The organism is Exiguobacterium sp. SH5S13, assembly GCF_004337085.1.
Lineage (GTDB): Bacteria > Bacillota > Bacilli > Exiguobacteriales > Exiguobacteriaceae > Exiguobacterium > Exiguobacterium aurantiacum_A.
In genome coordinates this window covers 1-19,272 of record NZ_SJUS01000033.1, presented here as the reverse complement: position 1 = coordinate 19,272, position 19,272 = coordinate 1, and the positions used below count along the sequence as shown (strand labels likewise).

The following is a 19,272-nucleotide window of genomic DNA, read 5'->3' as shown; positions in this document are numbered from 1 at the left end:
TCCCTCCTTAGTCCTGGTGCGCTGGTGACTTGAAGCTGAGCTTCGCCTCGAGCGCCTCCAAAATGAGCTCCTGGTTGTCTTGGATGACCTGTTGATGTTGCTCGTCGAGCCACTCCTCGTAGTCCTTCCCACGGATGCGTAAGAGTTTCTCGGCGAAGCTACGGTGCTGTTTCTGCTCTTTTGATGCCACAGTACACACTTCCTTCCCTTGATCTCGTGATGTGCAGCAGCACATCATTAAGGACAGTCGGATTCGATGCGATGGGTTTTTAGCCGTTTCCCCACAAACTCCGCTCCTCGTTGTGATAAGGAGCTGTACAGGGTTTTTCGATGACCCGGAACGATTCTGTGACCTTGTGGCGAGTTTTAGGTGACTCTCGCCGAACCATCTGTGCGTAGATCCCGCTCACCCGGTCACTGATGAGAGACACGCCGATATGTGATTGGAGGAGACCATCCTTAAGGATGTGCTGCTGCGTCGATGTCGGTTACTGTCGAACGTTTTTTCGCTTCTTGACGTGGATGAGCTCGTCATCCGGGTTCTTGCGTTTGGCGAGCACGTGGGCGTCACAGACGACGGTCCGGATCCGGTAATAGAGTTGCGTCAACTGGACCGCCTCGCCGCTTCCTTTCTCGATGCCGATGAAGCCATGTAGCTCATACGTCTTCCCGTCGAACGTCCGGACCGAGTCGGCCTGCGGCAGTTCCTTCAGGTCGAACCGGCGTCGTTCGAGCTTGGTGCTGGACCGCTTCGCTCCGTAGCCGAAGTCGATGGCGTCCCACGGGACCGTCGCGAGCGTATGCCCGAACGCGCGAGCCAGATGATCGATGTCCGCGATCGACGGTACCGAGCGATTCTGTTCGTACTGACTGATGGCGGGCTGTGAGATTTCTCCGAGCGTTTTCTCTGATAGTTCGACCTGTGACCAGCCCGAGAGCCGGCGGTTCTCCTTCAACCACTCCCCGAATCGATACATGAGCCTTCCCCTTTCTGTAAACCAGAGCGGCGACCAAACAGATGTTTCCTTTTGTTGGTTCCAATATAGCAGGATTAAGTCTAAAAATCATCAGTTTTCTGATATGTCAGAAATTTTACAATTGACGATTCTTGTCGAATCCGCTCTACATGAGGGTTTATCGGTAACAGTAACTCAATATTTTTGGTTTTGTAGCACAACTGTAAAAAAATAACGCTTTGAGTATAGAAAATAATGACAAGTATTTTGATTTCAAGAGATTGTGGTAGGGTAGAGGAATAGAAGAGTTCGTAAAGAATAAAGATGAAGAGAGTACTTTGATCGTGGGGTGAGAAAGTGGAATTGAACGAGGCAATCATCGAGCGAATGAAAGAGCTCGCAGCAGAGCGCAACATGACGATTCATCAAGTGATTCAAAAGGGTGGATTGAATCAGGCGACAATTTCAGAATTGATGAGTGGGCGTACAAAACATCCTAAAGTCAGTACAATCCAAAAGTTTTGTAATGGATTAGATATTACGATTAATACTTTTTTTGATAGCAATAAATTCCAATAAGCTTTCAAGAATCACTTTAATATCTAAACCAAAAGTTCAATCAACATTTATTTTTGGAAGTTTCAAGTCGAGAATTGATATGTTAATTTAATTTTCTTAAATCTAATCATATATCACCTTATAAAAAAACATCTTATAAGACTTGGATATGAAGATCCAAATCTTATAAGATGTTTCGCAATAAATAGGCACCACTTGTTTACAACTAAAGTCTGAGACTTTATTAAAACTAATTTAAATAGTTATATAGCTAAGTTATTAAAATGGAGAAGGAATACCTAAAGCAGAGGCAATAGTAGCTAAAGAGGCAACGTTCCCTAAAGTTTTACCCAATAATCGAAGTAATTTGCTAGTTTTTTCTGAGTCATGGTTATCTACAGCTTGTCTAAGAGACTCTAAATTAGTTTCAGCCTGATCACGCTCATCTTCATCTGGGATTTTTTGAATATTCTCTAGCAAATCACTAAAAGCTAATTCAATTTTTTCAGAATCAATATTACCATTGAATTCGTTATGATTATTATCTGACTGAACGTTAAAATTCCCATTTAAAGATGAATTATTGAAACTTCCTTTGATTTCTCTATTATTCATATGAACGGCGCCCTTTCCCGAATGATGTAAAATTTGATCGATTTTAATAAATACAACAGATGGAGAATGTTTCTTCAAAAAATTTATTTGTCCATTATCCAATTCAGATAATAAACTAGACGACCAAGAGGAAGCTACTCCTGGATTCATGAAAGGGACAGACTGAGAGTTTTTTTTTTAGTACTAGTTGCAGAGGATTCTCTTATAAATTTTTTATATTCTGAGTTAACTTCAAAAGCTGGAAAATACATGCTTTCATCCACTTCATAAAACTCCCCGCATGTTCTACATGTAAATTCAACGGGAAAGTCACTTGCATTTTTGCTAATTTGAATAGTTCGCAAACACTCGTAGTTTGGACAACGAAGTTCCCAAAGTAAATTTAATCTTCCTTCTTCGGCCATCTCAATTAAGTATTTAAATGTACGACTAGGGGAAGTTTTTGCATACTTAGCAACAGCTGTAGGATAAAAACGAATAATTGGACTACGTGCAATTGTATCAACATATTCGTTGACCAAATACTTCTCTTGCCAAGGATATGACATTTCCCTTCCCCTTTCGTTCAAAAATAGTATTATTTAAACTTCAAGAAATTATAACATTTCTTCTTACAAAGTCAATAACATCTTCTGTCGCAGAAGTGGCGAAATAAATACTCTTACTCTTTATTCCTAATCTAATAGTATATTCTTTTTCAACGCCTTCTTCAGGATATTTAAATCTAATAAATCCTCCTTGGTGTTGAAGGTAGGGATTTAAGGAATCGTATAAAGACAATCCACGGAGTTCGCGCTCCCCGCCAAATCCTACCTTTTCTAAACCGTTCAAAATCAACGCCGCGAAAGGTACAGTAAGAAGTTGCTCGTCAAATACTTCATTAGCTTCCATAAGATCGTTTTCAAGTTCTGAGATGTCATTTGATTTCAAATAACTATCTAGAGAATTAAGAATTTTTACAACAGCACTACCTTGTGCAGGAGAAAGGTCTTCTACTACAAATTCCGGTTTTGAAACCACATCAATAAGCTCTCCATTTAACTGAGTGGCAATCTCTTCAATGTTGGTCCCGTAAGGTGCCACAACTTGTTCTAATATCACTTCACTATCAACTAATTTTGCAAGAGACTTAGCCACTTTATCTGATTTACGGGCATCCGATCTAACTTCAATAAGACCAGTCGATTCGTCTATAAATACTGTAGCAATCTCACTTCTAGGTGAAGTCTTCATTTCCGTTAAGTGATATTCTCGACTAACGCCACTTTTGTACATGAATCTTAAATAATACTGCGTTTCAACATCACCTTCTGCTCCTGCAACAATCACTGGATCAGTCGTTAGACTTTCAATTGAAGGAATTCGAGTTTCTTGAAATAAATTAAAATTTGTATTCTGAATAATTTTATTTTTAATGTCTTTGAATTCAGTTCCCCGTTCTAGACGATACCACGTTACAGAAGTTTTTCCTGCTAATAATCTTTTCTTTGATCGTTCCAACGCATTGATTTGCTCTCCGTGTTGTTGAATGTGATTCCAAACTGATGTAGCAAGTTCATGAGCATGACCATTATCATCAATGTCAAAATCTGTACATATTTCTTTTAGCGTATCTTTCGGAAGCTTTACAATGTCTGTCAAAAAAACAATATTAGTTAGCTTATTCATAATCATAATTCCCCACTTTTTATAATGTTAATTACTTTTTAATACATTTATCACCTTAAATAATCTTATTCTATCTTTTTATAGAATGTCCTTTCCCTTTTCATTTTTTTATAACAAGTATTTTTTTGGTTCGATATTAACTTGTGATAATATAAGATTATCACAAGTTAATGGATTTAATTATAATAAAGATACATGTAAGTAATACATCATCATTTCGAATATAAAAGCTTATAACATTCGTATTTTATTATATATTACGTGTGTAATACACAGAAAACACGTTGCTTTTCAATAAATTGGACATTGTTTCCAAAAAAAACAGAAGGAAAAGAGGGAGAAGCATGGAAATCGAGAAGCAGCAGGCGTTCGAAGTAGCGTTGCGAGAACTGACCGGTGCGAATCCAAAATTGGCCGAGGCATTAAGGAAGGACCATATCGATCTAAAAACGTTGACTGACATCGAAATCATCGAATTGTTCTGGGCGACAGAACTGTTCCCTATCTATGCGGACAAGAGCCCACACACGCGACGCGCATATAAATTGGACCTTGAGTTCATCCTTAATTTTGTTATGACGAAGACAGACGGGTTAAAAAACCTGACCGTTCTCGACATCCATCGCTACCTATTCGAGGTGAACGAACAGTATGCCCCACGCACGGCGCAACGGAAGAACCATATGCTCAAACGTCTCCTGACCTACCTCCACGTCAACCAATATCATCTACATAATCTAGCCTTCCACGTGAAGAACCAGCAGCGCCCTGAGTTGCTCCGACGTGAGGTCGACTTTGCCGAAATCGAGCGGATCGCCGAGTCGTTCCGCTATACCGTCAAGCGAGCACAAAAAAAGGAGCTCATGGAGCTCCGGAACGAGACAATCGGATATTTGTTGCTGACGACCGGAATGCGGGCGGCCGAGCTGCTCTCAGTCCAATTCACCGACGTGAAACGCAACCAGCACACCTTCTACCTCGAGGTGAAAGGCAAGCGTGACAAGTGGCGCCGGATCCCGCTCACCGAGAAGGCGAGTCACCTCATCAACCGACTGCAAACGCTCATGATGATCGAGGAGATCACCTCTCCTTATATCGCCTTCAGCACGAAGAAGTCAGGCAAGGCGATGACCTATGAAGCTCTTCGACTGATGACGCACAACGCGGTCGAGCATGTGGAGACCGAGGAAAAGACACCACCCCATTGGTTCCGTCGCGCCTATATCACGAAACTCTTGGCCAATGGCAGCCCATTGATCGGGGTCATGCAACTGGTCGGTCATAATTCAATTAATACGACGAATGGTTACTTGCAATCGTTAAATCAAATTCAGGATATTTCAAACAATAAATTACCATTTAAATAATTTAATATTTTTTATCGTTTAATGTGGTTTATTTGGAAATTTAATTTATTACTGTTAACCTAAGGTGAACATTTACTAGAAACTGAATATCTTTCTACTCTTATATTTTTTTATAAAAAGAGTAGGCATAGAGAATAACTTTTTTATTCTTGCTTTAAACCACCCATTTTTGAAAATAGAATAATTTCCACATACTTAAAAAGTAATTAAATGCTAAGTAGAAAAGAGGAACAAATGGATGATCGTAAAGTATCAAATGTCATATGAAGATTATATGGCTTTACAAAAAGATTCTTTAAAAAGAACAAAATTTCATCGAATAAAATCTAGTATTCTGTTTATATTGCTAACGGTAATGGTATTTTTATTTGGAATTGTGCTCTCTATTCTTGTTTTGCCTCAATCATCGTACTTAATGTCGTTTAAATTGTACCAACTTCTCCCGATATTTATAGGAATCCTACTTGCCTTAGTAATGATGTGTTATGTTAAAAAGTTTTATGCTTTTGCTACAATTGCAAAACTAAGATTCATGCTTAGAAACGATAAACGTTGGCCACATGATATAACCTTGAATATACATGAAGTCGGTATCGATTTAACATATTCTCGCGAGAATTCGGATACAACCACTAAAGTAATCTGGGACTCGGTTAAAACAATCGGTCAAGACAGAAATCATCTTTTTTTGTATTATGAAGAAACCGAAGCAGTTATTATACCTACAAGTTATAATTTATTAGGTAAAGAAAAACAAGAAATACTCCGAAAGCTACTTAAGCAACATTTAAATTATGAGTTCCAAAATAATAGTGATTAAATCTATCTTCGAGATAATTATCTTTATTATTCAATTTCATACAAAAATATAAAATTATAATTAATTATATGTGTGTGCCCCTTGGGATTGCCAAATATTATTTAAATAAACTCAAAAGATCAACACTCCATGAAATTCTAGCTTTCATGGGGTTTGTTTTTTAAATACCTTTCAATAATTATCTTCACCAGATTATAGAGGTACTTGGACTTAAGGAGCCGCTGGGATGGTAGTGAAACGAACTTAAAATGTATGTTATGGATTTTTATATGAAGGTAAGTTGTTTATGAAAAGAACAGAACTATGTTACTTTCAAATAAGATATAATTTTATATCTAGTGAGGAGAACTTTTCTTCAGAATATAACGGAATCCTAATGCATCAAATGTAAATAACAAAACGTATTTAGACTTAGTACATTGTATTAGATTTCAGAAAAAATTAATCATAAGTGATTATAAAAATAATGACATGAAAATAGGAGAATCTTAATGATTATTAACTACCAATTGACTTATGAAGACATTATCGCACTACAAAAGGATTATTTAAATAAAACAAGGTCTCGTCGACAAAAAAAGACCACCTTAATCATCGCAACAATTTTCATTGTATATTGGATTGGGTTATTCCTTGCTTCACTTCTATTTAAACCGACTTCTTCGACAAGTTCATTTTATGACATACTTCCTATCCTGGGAGCATTTGGAGGTGTTTTATTTATTGTATTGATGATGCCGGCTATAAGCAAAATTTCCGATTTTGTGAGGCTCTTAATTTATAGGTTCGTTTTAAAAAAAGACAATAGCTTTCCACGAGATTTAATTTTGCACTTTCAAGAAACTGGAATAGAAATCCACTCAATCAATAATCAAATTAAAAAAATCACTAAGGTTAGTTGGAAATCTATTGAAAGATTGGGTAACGACAAAACTCGTCTGTTTTTATACTATCTTGAATCTAAAGAGGGAGTAATCGTCCCTATTAGCGATGCTAGAATAAGTAAGGCTGAGAAACAAAAGCTTCGGGACCTGCTCAATCAATACTTATCCTCTGACATAATCGCCGCAAACAATAGACACGGACAATTCTTAAGTTGATTCTTTAACTATTAGCAAGTAATTTATTTGAAGCTCGAATTTAAGTTGATGCGGACAGCAAGAAATCCATAGCTTATTACAACTGATAATATAAATGGCGTGAAACTTAAACGATGAATAAAAATTGACTTGCCTTTCAAACCGTATAAATAAAAGCACTTTCTACTAAACCCCTCCGTAAAAGTTGGACTTGAAACTTTTACGGAGGGGTTTGAGGATTGAACATTTAAAAACTTCAAAATCGTCTGAACCGTCAGTTCGACCAAAACGAGCCAGGCCGGGCAAGGTTTTCGTGACGGACATCGCCTATCTCCCGACACGAAAGTAGCAGAACGTCTATCTCTCTTATGTGAAGGACGTGGCGCACCATATGTCGACGAGCCTTCACATAGACATCGTCTTTCAGACGATGAAGAATCTGGAAGAGAACCATCACAGGAACTTACATCCTGATGCGATGACCATTCGGACTAAGGGTTTCACTATACTTATCCGGCCTATCAATCGCAGATTCGCGGGCTGGGGTTGTTCCAGTCTATGGCACGTCGTAGGAACGGTCTCGACAACGCACCGATCTAGTCTCATTACAAGCACCTGAAGGACCTTGTCGACCAGCGATCGGCACTGGACCTCACCGAGGTTCGTTTAATGGTTAACGCCTATATCGACTATTACAACAGCGAAGGCAAACAATGGAACTTAAAAAAGATGATCCCGTAACAATGCAGAGGCCAGCTGATCGCCGCATAGAAATCGAGGCACTTTTCATTAGACTGTCCCCATGAAACAGAGCTTATTTCATAAATCAAACTAAGCTCTTTTCTGAACTTCAAAAACTGCTTTATTTGAAATGATAATAAGTATTTGTCACTGTATACCTACCTGATAGTGCCCACATTCTTTAACAAATAAAGATATGTACACTCTTTATACAAAATATGATTAAAGTCATATCGCTGGAAAATAACGTAAATAATCTGTTACGGTTGACCTAGGTTAGCATTATGTAAGTAAATTTTATTTATATGGAAGAAGAGGAGCTGTAGGATGGATACAAAATATCAATTGACGTTTGAAGACTTTATGGCCTTACAGAAAGACTCTTTAAAGAGGACCGAGCATCATAAAGCTAGATACAATATTACAACCATCGCACTCGCCATGATGGTCTTCTTGTTCGGCTTTATTGTTCTCCATATCATATTGCCGATGTCTCTCTATTTTTATTCTCTCTATTTGAATTCGGAGAATATATTTAAACTCATCGTAGTATGTTTAGCCATTATCCCCGTCATTCTATTGAGACCGTTCATCGGAAAGTATTACGATTTCGTCACGCTTCGCAAACTCAAATCTGCGTATAAAAATGATACAAGATGGCCACGGGATGTGACGTTGCAGCTCGATGAAACCGGGGTTCACGTAAGCTCTTCTTTTAAAAGTGGGATCAAAAAAACTGATGTGCCATGGGATTCAATTAAGGTCGTTGGTGAAGACGATGGTCACTTCTTTTTATACTATGAAACGAACGAGGCAATCATTGTCCCCAAAATCATTCCTACTCTAAATGAATCAGAGAATATAGCGTTTTACGATTTGATAGAACAACGCTTGAATAATGATTTTAAGAAAAATGGAATGTAATTAACTATTTATACGAAAGTCCTAATGCTCATAACGGACAAAGTCTTCACTAACAAACATATAACTGAATAAGGTATTTTGAAACTTCCCGTCAAAAGATAAATCTATGGTTTCTTTATCTTTTGACGGTTTTTTATATATTTCATAAGTGCTGCTTATAATACTTAAGCTTCTCATTTTTTAAAGTATTACAACGTTCTAAGATACAAAAATAAACTTTATCAGCATAGACGTGATGTTCAGTCGAATCGGGTTGATTTTTAACATGAGTTGATTCTTCAAAAAACTATAAACGTTATTATAATTGAACAATCCAAAAAAGTGTGCGCCGGCGCACACTTTCAGTTTAATGTTTTTAATCAATGTTCCTCTTTAACCCCGTCTGCATATCAACCCTCAGTTCTTTCTGGTTTTCGTTCTTCAAAAGTGTGCGCCGGCGCACACTTTTCTAAATGCTTTTATGTATCATGAACTAACAAATTTGGACATCCTAAAAAAAAGAGAGTCTAAACATTGGTATGTCTCAAACACATGCTAAGCCCACTTTTGATTTAAAACCGATCAAATTGTTTTAAATAATCCTAAAAAAAATAATTCAAGAGCGCTGACACATCATGATGCTTAGTTATTTGCAAAGCATCTTTATTCTCTTTTATTGTCGAAAACAGAGTGAAAGGATAAGAAATCGCCTTATCCACAATATTTATATTCCAAAAGTGTGCGCCGGCGCACACTTTTATGAAAACTACGGTATTTGAAATAATTTAAATTGGATAAAAAAATATGCCTTAATTTGTGCTATATTTATCCTTAGAAGAGGTGATCAATATGGAGACTCAATCAACCTCCAATGGCCGCTCGCAACAACTCATCATTTCTCAAGCGGTCACGGCTATTCAAAGGCATCGTATGGAGGAGATTCTCCACAGCGTGTCTATTTTTGATATCCAGGAATTCGTCACGACACTTTATCAAGAGCACTATCAATTCGAAAATCTAGAAGCTTCTTATAAGAAGATACGTTATCATTCATTCAACAAGCTAAAGAAACGATGGGTGCAGGCCTCCATCCGAAACTATGAGGAGGGGCGTGGCCCGAAGAAAGAATTGCGTGCCCGGTTCGAGATGATTACCGCATATCATCATTTGGTCGGCCCTGAAGCCTTCCTGAAAGAGTTTCACGTGAAAACCATCGAAGGTTATATGCAACAATGCATCCTAGAATTGAAAGAATGGGCTGAGAATCCGAATCTGTTAATCCATACGTATCCTTACTGGTCCCAAAAGACGGTGAATCAGAAGAAGACCTCACTCAAGACGGACGTTTTGATGATTCTTTGGGAGGTCGCCAAAGAGGTCGATCTCAACCAACCGACGGCGCACCACTCTCCGACGCTCGCCGTCGATATCCCATTCTTCGGCATGTCTGACCGCATCAAGAACCAGACGGACCTGTTGGATGAGAAACTGAATGAAGCGTCGCAGTTGAATCTCGAGCTTCAGAACTATGACACGGTGATCCCGAAATATAAGAAAGGTATTCCCGACCACCTTTCGGTCCTTGTGAGCAAAGAATTCATCCAAGAATTGAACGGGAAAGTGCCGGACCTTGACTCGAAAGACTTCGAGGCCTTCACAGAGATTCTGGCGTATCGGGACATGACGTTCCAGACTAGCCGGAAAATCATCTTCCCACTCTCGCAGCTCGTCAAGAAGCTGTATGCGAACGATAGTGGGAAAAGCTACGATTTGACGACGCAACGTCTCATGAAGCTCGGTTATTATCGGGTCGCAGGCCACAACGAGGACGGGGACTTCTTCATCCGAGGCCTGTTCTCCTCGGTGACCATTAAAAATGCGACGACATTAGCCGAGAGCCAGGTCATCGTCACGGTCAGTGAGGAGATTTACGACGACCTGTTGAAACAACAGATCGTCAGCATCTATGGGGAACAGATCGAACAGTTGAAAGGCAGCTTCGCCTATCATCTGGCCTTCGTCCTACAAAAAGAACGGATGAGCTCCATCCAGACAGGGGAGCAACAACCAGTGCGAAGGCACTGGCGTCAGTTCACCTATTCGATTCGATTCAACAAGGTCCGAAAGGCCGACAACCTGAAAGAGCTTGAATTGAACCTGGATCGGATCAAGGAACATGATTTCATCCTGAAGGACTGGCACCGTTCCGGCGATTATTACTTCTTCACCTTCTATCCGTTGGAGTCTTGGGAATTGCCAGGTCATGCGGACACGTTACTGTTATAACTGTTATCTAGAAGAACCTAGTCTATCTGGGTTCTTTTTTAATTAATCTACTTCATTGTTTCACATGAATCACGACGATTCGAATTTAACAGTGAAGTTGGAACCAACACGTCCAATGATGTCGAGTATCGTCGGACATCCTGAATTATATCTTCTCTTGTAACGTACCAAACTTACACTTTCCTCTCATTCTTCTTAAAAAATGGCGCTGGTTTGAATCTATCTTCCCTAAATCTTCATCTTAAGATTCGATAGATATTCAATCAAATCGCCTTTCTTGGTGAATATGGCTTTCCTTTATATCAGATTTCAACGATTTTGGTAACAGATGACCGTACCAAACTTGCACTTTTCGTTTTTTGGTAACAGATGACCGTACTGAAAGTGCATTTTCTTATTTTGGTCACGAAACACCGTACCGAAACTACATTTTTATGGATTCCTCGCCCTTTAGAAAATAAATTTTTGAGACTCTTTTTGTTTTTTTGGTAACAGATGACCGTACTGAAACTACATTTCCTTCTCTTTTGGTAACAAACGACCGTACCAAACTTACAATTTTTCGTTTTTGGTAACAAAACACCGTACCGAAACTACACTTTTCTCCTTTCCATCTAAAAAAATCTACTCTATTCTCTACAGCAATGGCGCTGTAGAGCGGATGAATCAATTTTGGTAACAAATGACCGTACTGAAAACGCATATTTTTCTTGGTTCAAAATGGCTTTATATCAACGAATTTTTCATTTTGGTAACAAAATGCCGTACTGAAAACGCACTTTGACACTATCTTGAAAGAGCTGGATACTGAAACTAGCATATTTTAGGATAGGGGAGGTGTAGGAGAGATGATGGAGACGAATCGACACATTTTAATCGCCAATAAACTATTGGTCGCGATGAGCGGATTGACACGCTGGACGAAACGCCCAGATCACTATCGTTATGAGCAGCATCATTATAACATCCCGGCCTGTTTCACGGCCTTCAAATGGACCAAGTCTCGAATCCGTCATATTCTCTCTATTCTCGCCTACGCTGACGACCAAGGGAAGCTTGAATTCATCGAAGACCACATGGTCGCGGATTTTGCCTGTACGTCGGTCCGCTCCCTACATAACAACTTGAAGACCTTCGAACAGAATGGCCTCATGACGGTCATCCGTCACTTCCCAGGAGTGATTTCAATCCAATTGACGGATTACCTTGAAAACTATCGTGATTTGTTTGTAGACGTTGCTGTGGTCGTTTCGAAGACCGGGTATACGTCTGTTTGGCACGGTCTCTTGTCCGAATTAATCGCGCTTGATAATGTGAACACGTTACGACTCGCGCTACGGACAATCGTCCAGGTCGAAAAAGACGTTCATGTCCAGTCAAATGAACAGGCCATCCTGACCTACGATGAGATCAAAGGATTCCTTCCTAAATACTGTGGCCATAAGCTCGCCATCCAAAAGATGATGTCTGGTCTCAAATTCCTTCAAGTGTCGCTTGTTGAAGACAGTAAGCGTTTCTTAAATATGGTCAAACAGAACATCTCGCTCAAGAAACGAGTCCAAGACGCGACACGACCGCTCTTACTTGAAGTCCAGCTATCGGCTGCGCAAGACAGTAAGCAGATCAAAGAGAAAGACCGCACTGAAGTTCAGCTCGTTTGGTTCGAAATGCGCAAGCGAGTAGGGGAGTTCTTCGACTTTGATGCTCTCAAGGTCAACCGTGATTCACTCTTCTCGATGAGCGATACATTCGGGGCCGAGACATTCAAACGGGTCGTCGAAGAGTTAAAACAGGCATTCCTACACCATCGTGAGGACTTGGTCCACTCGAGCACCCATAAGCTGTTCTTTGAAGAACCGATCTTCTATCTCCATCAACGACTAAAAGAGAACCAGGCAAAATTGGCTATCGCATGATGGTCTATTTGTCATGTTCGTTTTTGAAAGTATATATGAAAATGACCCATTCTTTCAGGTGTTTCCTTCTGTTTGTATTGTTTCCCATTCGTTCTAAGTCATCAGTGCATACTGAATCTGCATTTTTTTACTTTTAGGAAAAAAATCAAACCAAACAGTTAAGTAATCAAGGATTTACTGAATTAAATCTTCTCTTGTTTTTTAATTCTCAAATCAGCGTTGAAAAAAAATGAACCTTTGTGAATGAAACGATGGCGCTTTTGAAATATCTCTTTTCACTTAAATCGTCAGAAGGATTGGTACGACTGGCTTGAGCGACCCTCTTCTTTTTCTAATTCTATTAATCTTTATTTAACTCTCTCTAATCTATTTATATTTTTTTAACTCAGAAGAATATGGTTTTATCTCTTCTTCTATTATTTAAAGCATGTTCAGATGTGCCACGTATTTATTCTATAAAAGAGATCTACAAATATGAATGACGTTCACAACAGGAACTTTGTATAAATACCTAGGTCAAAAATTTCTCTGTATACAATTCGACGTCGAAACATATACAAAAAATATTCAGATTCAAAAATCGTATACAAATCCAAATCATTATTGTATACATTTTTATATTGAATTTATCATTGTCTTTGCTGTTTTTGTGTTGAATGGAAAGAGTGAATGTGACATGATATGAAAGAGAAAGGGGAGAGAAGATGAACATACTCACGTTTTACATATCGAAAGGTGGATCAGGCAAGACGACCTGTTCTTTGAATATGGCTTACGCATTGGGTGAGCTGGGACAACGAGTTCTCATCATTGATTTGGATCCCCAAGGCTCACTCAGTAAGTTGATGTTAAAAGAATCTGACACGATCAAGTATATGACGATGTTTGATGTACATACACGCAATCTCGATATCCGAGAAGTCCTGTTTGACGATGAGACGTATCACGTGAGTCTTCTCCCCTCGAATGAACGAAATGCGAGGTTGATCAATTTGATCTCTGAGCAAGACAAGCTCTTTCTATTAAAAGATATGATTGCACCGCTCGAGGATGAGTTTGATTGGATCATCCTAGACTCGGTCCCATCGATCAATGAACTCTCGAAAGTCGTGCTTTCGACGTCAAATATGACGGTCATCCCTTTCATGCCGAAGAAGCTCGTGTTCGATCAACTTGCGAGTACGGTAAGGACCATACAAAAAGTGAAGAAGTTCTATAATCCGGGCCTCGTCATCACGGGAATTTTTCCTGTCGCCATGGATGCTTCGTTAAAGGCAGATAAAGAATACTATGAAGCAATGGAAGTCATCGCGAAGGAGGAGGCAATAGAGATCCTTCCGATGATCAAACGATCCACATTCATTGAGAAAGCTGCCGATAGTGGCAAGAGTGTCATCCAGTACCGCTCCAAGGAATCGAAGGGACTCGCTGAACCGTTTAGACTATTAGCCAAACAAGTCGTTCAACAGGCAGGTGGGACGTCATGAAGGCACGGAACCGAAACATTCATAAAATTAAGCCGAGTGAGCAGCATCCATATCAGAGCGGTTTGACGAATATCAGTACACTCGTTCAAAAACTTCCGGTGTCGAAAGAAGTCGAAGACCTCGTCCATGAAATCAATGAGCTCTCAAAAGTTCAAACGATTTCTGTATTCGAGATCGGGAAGCGGCTGGTCATCGCCCGTTCTGAGATGCATGACAAAAAAGAATGGATCGGTTTTCTCGAAGCCGTTTCGATGTCGAGTTCTCTTGCATCCCGGTATATCAAAGCATATGAGACGTTACATCCACTTGAAGCATCCCTTGCGAGCTTGCCGGCTTCCAAGCTGTTTGAACTGATGTATCTCGACAATGTCGAGGAAGTCGTCGAACAGGGACTCTATATCGACGGCGAGTCTCGAGGTGTCGACGAATTGACGGTCAAACAAATCCGTGAGGCCCGTAAAACACGTGAATCTGTATCGAAGGTCAAAGTCAGCCCGTTTCAAAAACCGAAGAAACCATCTGCGGTTCTTTCTGCACGAATCCCGTCGGATCTGTCCGATCAGTTCCAACAGTATGCGCATGCACAAAACAGGAGTGTAAGTGAGCTGTTGACGGAAATCATCGAGCGGACCGTGAACGACAATATCATCGACGTCACAGACGATAAGCGAGGAGACGAATCATGAAGAAAATCGCATTGTACAATCGAAAGGGCGGCGTCGGGAAGTCGACGACCACCATCAATTTGGCTCATGCCTATGCACGCGACGGATTACGTGTCCTTGTCATCGACGCGGACGACCAGGCCTCTTCGACAAATGGGTTCGGTCTGACAAACGATTATGAAGGCAAGGTGTTACTCGATTGCCTGCTTGAAGAGAATGATCCATTCTATACACCGATCGAACAGGTCATCGTGACATGCGAGTATGAGACGGGAACGGTCTATCTTGTTCCGACGAGACGCTCAGCCTCACCGAGTGACCTGACGAGCCAGATCGGGTACGAGTATCGACTCAGCGAAGAACTCGCCAAAATTGATGAACTGTTTGACATCTGTCTCATCGATTGTCCAGGATCGACTTCTGCCCTTAATCCCTATGCCCGTTGCGCACTCGTCGCTCAGGATCGCATCGTGATGCCTGTACAGATGCAGAAGTTCTCGATGGATGCCGTCTATTCGGCACCAGAAGAATTGGAAGAGATGAAACGATTCCGGGAAGACATTCATATCGCTGCCTTCATCCCTACGATGGTGAGTGCCCGCTCGAAGGGGGATGTCACGACAGTCGAAGAACTTGAAGAACTCGGGAAAGAGGTCGGTATTCCTGTTTTGACGACGATTCCTTATGCGGTGAAGGTTCAGACGTTGCAGCGAGAGTCTCGTCCCGTCATTGATCACAAGAGCCCAGCCACAGACGCCTATCTATTACTTGCTCAGGAGGTACTTGCTTTATGACACGTAACCGAAAGAAACATACGCCTAAAATCTCGACGTTCAGTGCCAACCTTCCGGTGAATCAGAATCAACAAGCGACGGATAGCCGTACGGAACAAGTCGAGGCCGTGAAAGAGTTCTCTGCGACGACGACCGTGTCGAACCCTTATCAGGCCCTCCCAGCGACAGGATTGTCGCGTATCATCACGAAACGGCTTCCCGAGGACATGGATGGAATCGTTCAATATTACAATCATATCGATGCGATTCAAGCGACTAGTTTTGTCGAAAAGTGTCGTATACTTGCCCATGCGAACAGTCTATTCCGTGATCCTGAAACAAAAAAAGAGTTCCAAAAAGAACAAGGAACTTGGAAAGACTTTTTAAACAAGATTGGAATGTCACACCCTCAAGTCAGTCGCTTCGTAGCCTTTTGGAACACGTTTGGTCCGAACATCTTAGAGAAGACTCTCGAGCAAGATTTCAGTGCGACAAAACTTGCTGAGTTGTTGTCGTGGCCAGAAGATCCGAAGCTCGCGCTGCTCGAGAATAAAAAATATTACACTGCTTCAGGAGATAAGACCGTGTACGAGATGACACGTGAAGAGCTCCGTGAAGTAAAACGAATGTTGATCGAACGTCAGGAGCAACGTGTGCTCGAAGTTGAAGCTAAACCAGTGAAGCCAATGCGTGTACAAATTCGCTTTACTGATTTGACAGATCCTTTATACGTCGGATTAACACAAGCTGCGCAAAAGGCACATGTGTCAGAAGATGAAATCATTCGTCGTGCTTTAAGTAAATATTTGAATGAATCGTGATTAAGTTATTTGTTAGCTAATAAATGTTCGCTTAACTACTATTTCGTGGCAGAATCTACAGTGCTTTTCGTTATGCGTATCAAATCGGGATGTTTTTGTATTAAACTGCTTCCCATCAAGTAGAAAGGGCAACTAATGAAAAACGATCTGGGCTTTTTGAGCCCTGTATTCGACAAGGCTCAATCCGTTTATTCGTTTCTGGAAATGATTGTGATTGTAGAACGAGATGTAGGTCTCGATGGCCGAGGTGAGTTCGCGATAGGCATGGAACTAACTTCACTTCCGGTTGTTAATCTATCTGGGTAAAAAGTAAATTTTAATGATATCCATACGGGACATGGGTTGTTGCAAATGGAGACATCAGTATTGTAGTCTCGAAGTTATCAAAGAGTGTATTTGAGTATAAAATGATGCACGTCTATTGACTCATCAAGTATTGGTTCGAGGATTGGGGAGTTCCTGAAGATGGATTAAGGGAGAAGGAATGGTGATTTAAGCTCATGCGTGAGCGTCTAGCGCCGTTTAGATAAAATCACTCATTGTACAGTTGCTCATTTATGTCACGATTACAAAAGCTATTTTTAAAAATCATCTTTGCTCCTAGGCTTTTTTTAGTGGTGTGCACGTAGCTGTAAGCGTAACGTCAAAAGCAAAAATGTGGATACGTCTAACGATATACACCATTCGGCCGAATGGTGTTTTTTTATGACTATTTTGAAGTGCTATGACGGAAATACTTTAAAAAGTTTGATAGAACATAAAAACAAGAGGAGGACTATTCGAAGTGGAATCGAAGAATAACATGACTAACAAGAATCTTAATTCTGTAGAAAATAAAAATATAACTTTAAATTGCTCAAAAAATGAGTTCTGCGAGCACACCTAAAAGCTAGAAGACGAGGAGTTGGATTTGAAACGACATGTCTAACAATTTTTGAACTGAGCAGAGTATAAAATAAATTTGACTGTATAACTGAGAATTTCTTTAAAATAAATTAATATGATAAGGAGATAAAATGATAGATAATTTATATGAAACGCATGATATTCATTTTTGGCGAGACTATTTTCCTGAGGAACATCATTATGTGGTCTATGATCCCCATATAATATATTCAACATTTAAAATAGAGGATGTTTATCATTCGATTGCTAATGCAAGAACTAATTTATCATTCTATCAAGTTGATAATTATGGGGAGATGATTTCTCAGCATGATGAGACACATTTAACGTTTGTTAGATCAAGATTTCTAGCCAATTCATTAGCTTATTATAACTATGCAATAGATCTATCTTGGCAAGTACTGTGGTTTTATTGGGGAGATTCCTCTTATTTATTTATGGAAGATAATGATTTATATGAAAAATATGCTGGGTTATGTAGTATAAAATCTTTGAATGAACTATTAAGAAGATATGCCGATGACTCAATAAGAGAGTACATAAATTCGTTTTTCCAAAATGATTTAACTCAAGAAATAAGAAGGTCATATAACTATATAAAACATAGAGGAATAATGCATACACCTGAGCTTGATGTTCAATATACAAACTCTCTAATTGCTATTAGAACAGATTTATCACAAGACGAGGAATATTCATTCTCGCTACTTACGAAAAGAACCTTTGAATTACAAGAATGGTCATTAAAACTAATTGAGTTTGATAAAATTTTTCACTCGTATTTTAGAGAAATCATACAACACGTTACACCAGAAAACTTTAGTGAATGTAAACCTGATTTTCGAGAAGTTGGTGAGTATATGAATAAAAGAAAGCAGTTCTTGGACGATGAACTTCAACATTACATGGCAAAATATACTCAAGCATTCCATTTTTTTGTGTTTAATGAGCTTGAGACATAATTGAAGCGCATGTTCACTTCACTCCTCAGAAACTACGTCGAACTCGAGGAGGGAATCATGCACGATGGGTGTCTTGCTCCTCATCGCCATGCTTAGGACGAAGGAGATCATGTGGCAGAACATAAACGAAAGTAGAAGTGATATTGTTATCCTCAAGGCAACGCTATTCGTCCCCGTGCTGACGGGCCTGATTGGCGCATTACTGCCGGCCCAAATGGCCGTCACGTTTTGCAGTATCAGGCGATGCGTGGGACGCAGGTGAACACGAGACGGACCGAGCGTCGTTTCAAGCTCGCTGTCGGTTCTATCGCAGCGACACTCGGTGTGGCCGTGATGAACTCGTCAGCATCGAGAAAATCGTCCCGATTCCTGCTTAAGTCGCTCGGGGATATAAGTTAGTTTCTGTGGCGGTACGTGGTGACACACCGAAGGCTGGGAACATAACTCTTGGCTTCGAGTCCCTTCAACGTCCTTGGTCACGTTGACCTATGAGGTACCTGTCGACTCTACACGTGCCGCATTAATTGTAGTAGAGGAGATTGTTGCAGGAGAACACGTGATTCCCTTCGATATTAACTAAATAAAGTCATAGTGGAATTGAAACGTGTTCGAAGCATCGATTTGAACTGAGCCCCGTAAAATGGACAGTTTAATAAAAAGCCCGTATGTCCTATGCGGCGATTAGATGGCCCCGATATTGTTCCGGGGTCATCTTTTTTAGGTTCCACTGACCGCGTTCGCAGTTGTAA

At 40.1% G+C, this 19,272-nt stretch carries 18 protein-coding genes and 1 pseudogene; 13 read left to right on the top strand and 6 right to left on the bottom strand.

The genetic code is table 11. The annotated features are described in order from the left end of the window. Window positions 1-7: 7 nt before the first annotated feature. Window positions 8-190, bottom strand: coding sequence for a hypothetical protein (locus EVJ30_RS13945; protein ID WP_131458662.1), 183 nt, complete (start codon window positions 188-190; stop codon window positions 8-10). A 298-nt stretch (window positions 191-488) separates the two neighbouring features. Beyond that, window positions 489-977: a helix-turn-helix domain-containing protein gene (locus EVJ30_RS13940; protein ID WP_131458663.1), complete on the bottom strand. Its 489-nt coding sequence runs from the start codon at window positions 975-977 to the stop codon at window positions 489-491. Window positions 978-1,343: 366 nt separating this feature from the next. Between EVJ30_RS13940 and EVJ30_RS13935 the strand changes: the two genes are divergently transcribed. After that, window positions 1,344-1,535: a helix-turn-helix domain-containing protein gene (locus EVJ30_RS13935; protein ID WP_161568854.1), complete on the top strand. Its 192-nt coding sequence runs from the start codon at window positions 1,344-1,346 to the stop codon at window positions 1,533-1,535. Window positions 1,536-1,793: 258 nt separating this feature from the next. On the opposite strand, the gene EVJ30_RS13930 is transcribed toward EVJ30_RS13935, so the two are convergent. The 3 genes from EVJ30_RS13930 to EVJ30_RS13920 are packed head-to-tail and all read right to left on the bottom strand — an operon-like array spanning window position 1,794 to window position 3,797. Continuing rightward, on the bottom strand, window positions 1,794-2,279 hold the full coding sequence (locus EVJ30_RS13930; protein ID WP_161568853.1) for a hypothetical protein: 486 nt from the start codon (window positions 2,277-2,279) through the stop codon (window positions 1,794-1,796). Next, entirely contained in the window at window positions 2,276-2,677 is a 402-nt protein-coding gene (locus EVJ30_RS13925; protein ID WP_131458666.1) for a hypothetical protein, read from the bottom strand. Before EVJ30_RS13925 ends, EVJ30_RS13930 begins: the two co-directional genes overlap by 4 nt. A 40-nt stretch (window positions 2,678-2,717) precedes the next feature. Beyond that, window positions 2,718-3,797, bottom strand: a complete 1,080-nt coding sequence (locus EVJ30_RS13920; protein WP_131469486.1) for a hypothetical protein — start codon at window positions 3,795-3,797, stop codon at window positions 2,718-2,720. Between the two features lie 344 nt (window positions 3,798-4,141). Here EVJ30_RS13920 and EVJ30_RS13915 point away from each other — a divergent pair, with 344 nt between their 5' ends. From EVJ30_RS13915 to EVJ30_RS13870, 10 genes are all read left to right on the top strand, one after another. Then, on the top strand, window positions 4,142-5,164 hold the full coding sequence (locus EVJ30_RS13915) for a tyrosine-type recombinase/integrase (RefSeq protein ID WP_131458668.1): 1,023 nt from the start codon (window positions 4,142-4,144) through the stop codon (window positions 5,162-5,164). A gap of 256 nt (window positions 5,165-5,420) precedes the next feature. Beyond that, window positions 5,421-5,984: a YcxB family protein gene (locus EVJ30_RS13910; RefSeq protein ID WP_161568852.1), complete on the top strand. Its 564-nt coding sequence runs from the start codon at window positions 5,421-5,423 to the stop codon at window positions 5,982-5,984. A gap of 491 nt (window positions 5,985-6,475) precedes the next feature. Further along, window positions 6,476-7,084, top strand: a complete 609-nt coding sequence (locus EVJ30_RS13905; RefSeq protein WP_131458670.1) for a hypothetical protein — start codon at window positions 6,476-6,478, stop codon at window positions 7,082-7,084. 1,047 nt (window positions 7,085-8,131) lie between these two features. After that, complete coding sequence (locus EVJ30_RS13900) at window positions 8,132-8,728, top strand: YcxB family protein (protein WP_131458671.1); 597 nt, start codon at window positions 8,132-8,134, stop codon at window positions 8,726-8,728. A gap of 930 nt (window positions 8,729-9,658) precedes the next feature. Further along, entirely contained in the window at window positions 9,659-10,993 is a 1,335-nt protein-coding gene (locus EVJ30_RS13895) for a hypothetical protein (protein ID WP_161568851.1), read from the top strand. Between the two features lie 851 nt (window positions 10,994-11,844). Next, window positions 11,845-12,909, top strand: a complete 1,065-nt coding sequence (locus EVJ30_RS13890; RefSeq protein WP_161568850.1) for a hypothetical protein — start codon at window positions 11,845-11,847, stop codon at window positions 12,907-12,909. 704 nt (window positions 12,910-13,613) lie between these two features. Further along, on the top strand, window positions 13,614-14,396 hold the full coding sequence (locus EVJ30_RS13885) for a ParA family protein (protein ID WP_131458674.1): 783 nt from the start codon (window positions 13,614-13,616) through the stop codon (window positions 14,394-14,396). Beyond that, on the top strand, window positions 14,393-15,082 hold the full coding sequence (locus EVJ30_RS13880; RefSeq protein WP_071399739.1) for a hypothetical protein: 690 nt from the start codon (window positions 14,393-14,395) through the stop codon (window positions 15,080-15,082). Before EVJ30_RS13885 ends, EVJ30_RS13880 begins: the two co-directional genes overlap by 4 nt. After that, window positions 15,079-15,855 carry a ParA family protein gene (locus EVJ30_RS13875; RefSeq protein ID WP_071399740.1) on the top strand — a complete coding sequence of 259 codons (777 nt, stop codon included), beginning with the start codon at window positions 15,079-15,081 and terminating at the stop codon, window positions 15,853-15,855. The genes EVJ30_RS13880 and EVJ30_RS13875 overlap by 4 nt, the downstream gene beginning before the upstream one ends. After that, a complete protein-coding gene (locus EVJ30_RS13870; RefSeq protein ID WP_131458675.1) occupies window positions 15,852-16,655 on the top strand; it encodes a hypothetical protein in 804 nt (267 codons plus the stop codon). Before EVJ30_RS13875 ends, EVJ30_RS13870 begins: the two co-directional genes overlap by 4 nt. A 132-nt stretch (window positions 16,656-16,787) precedes the next feature. On the opposite strand, the pseudogene EVJ30_RS13865 reads toward EVJ30_RS13870, so the two are convergent. Beyond that, window positions 16,788-16,913: pseudogene (locus EVJ30_RS13865) on the bottom strand (IS3 family transposase); the annotation flags it as partial. 758 nt (window positions 16,914-17,671) lie between these two features. Between EVJ30_RS13865 and EVJ30_RS13860 the strand changes: the two are divergent. Both EVJ30_RS13860 and EVJ30_RS15205 read left to right on the top strand, forming a co-directional pair. After that, a complete protein-coding gene (locus EVJ30_RS13860) occupies window positions 17,672-18,523 on the top strand; it encodes a hypothetical protein (protein ID WP_131458676.1) in 852 nt (283 codons plus the stop codon). Between the two features lie 243 nt (window positions 18,524-18,766). Next, window positions 18,767-18,922 carry a hypothetical protein gene (locus tag EVJ30_RS15205; RefSeq protein ID WP_161568849.1) on the top strand — a complete coding sequence of 52 codons (156 nt, stop codon included), beginning with the start codon at window positions 18,767-18,769 and terminating at the stop codon, window positions 18,920-18,922. The last annotated feature ends 350 nt before the right edge of the window (window positions 18,923-19,272 follow it).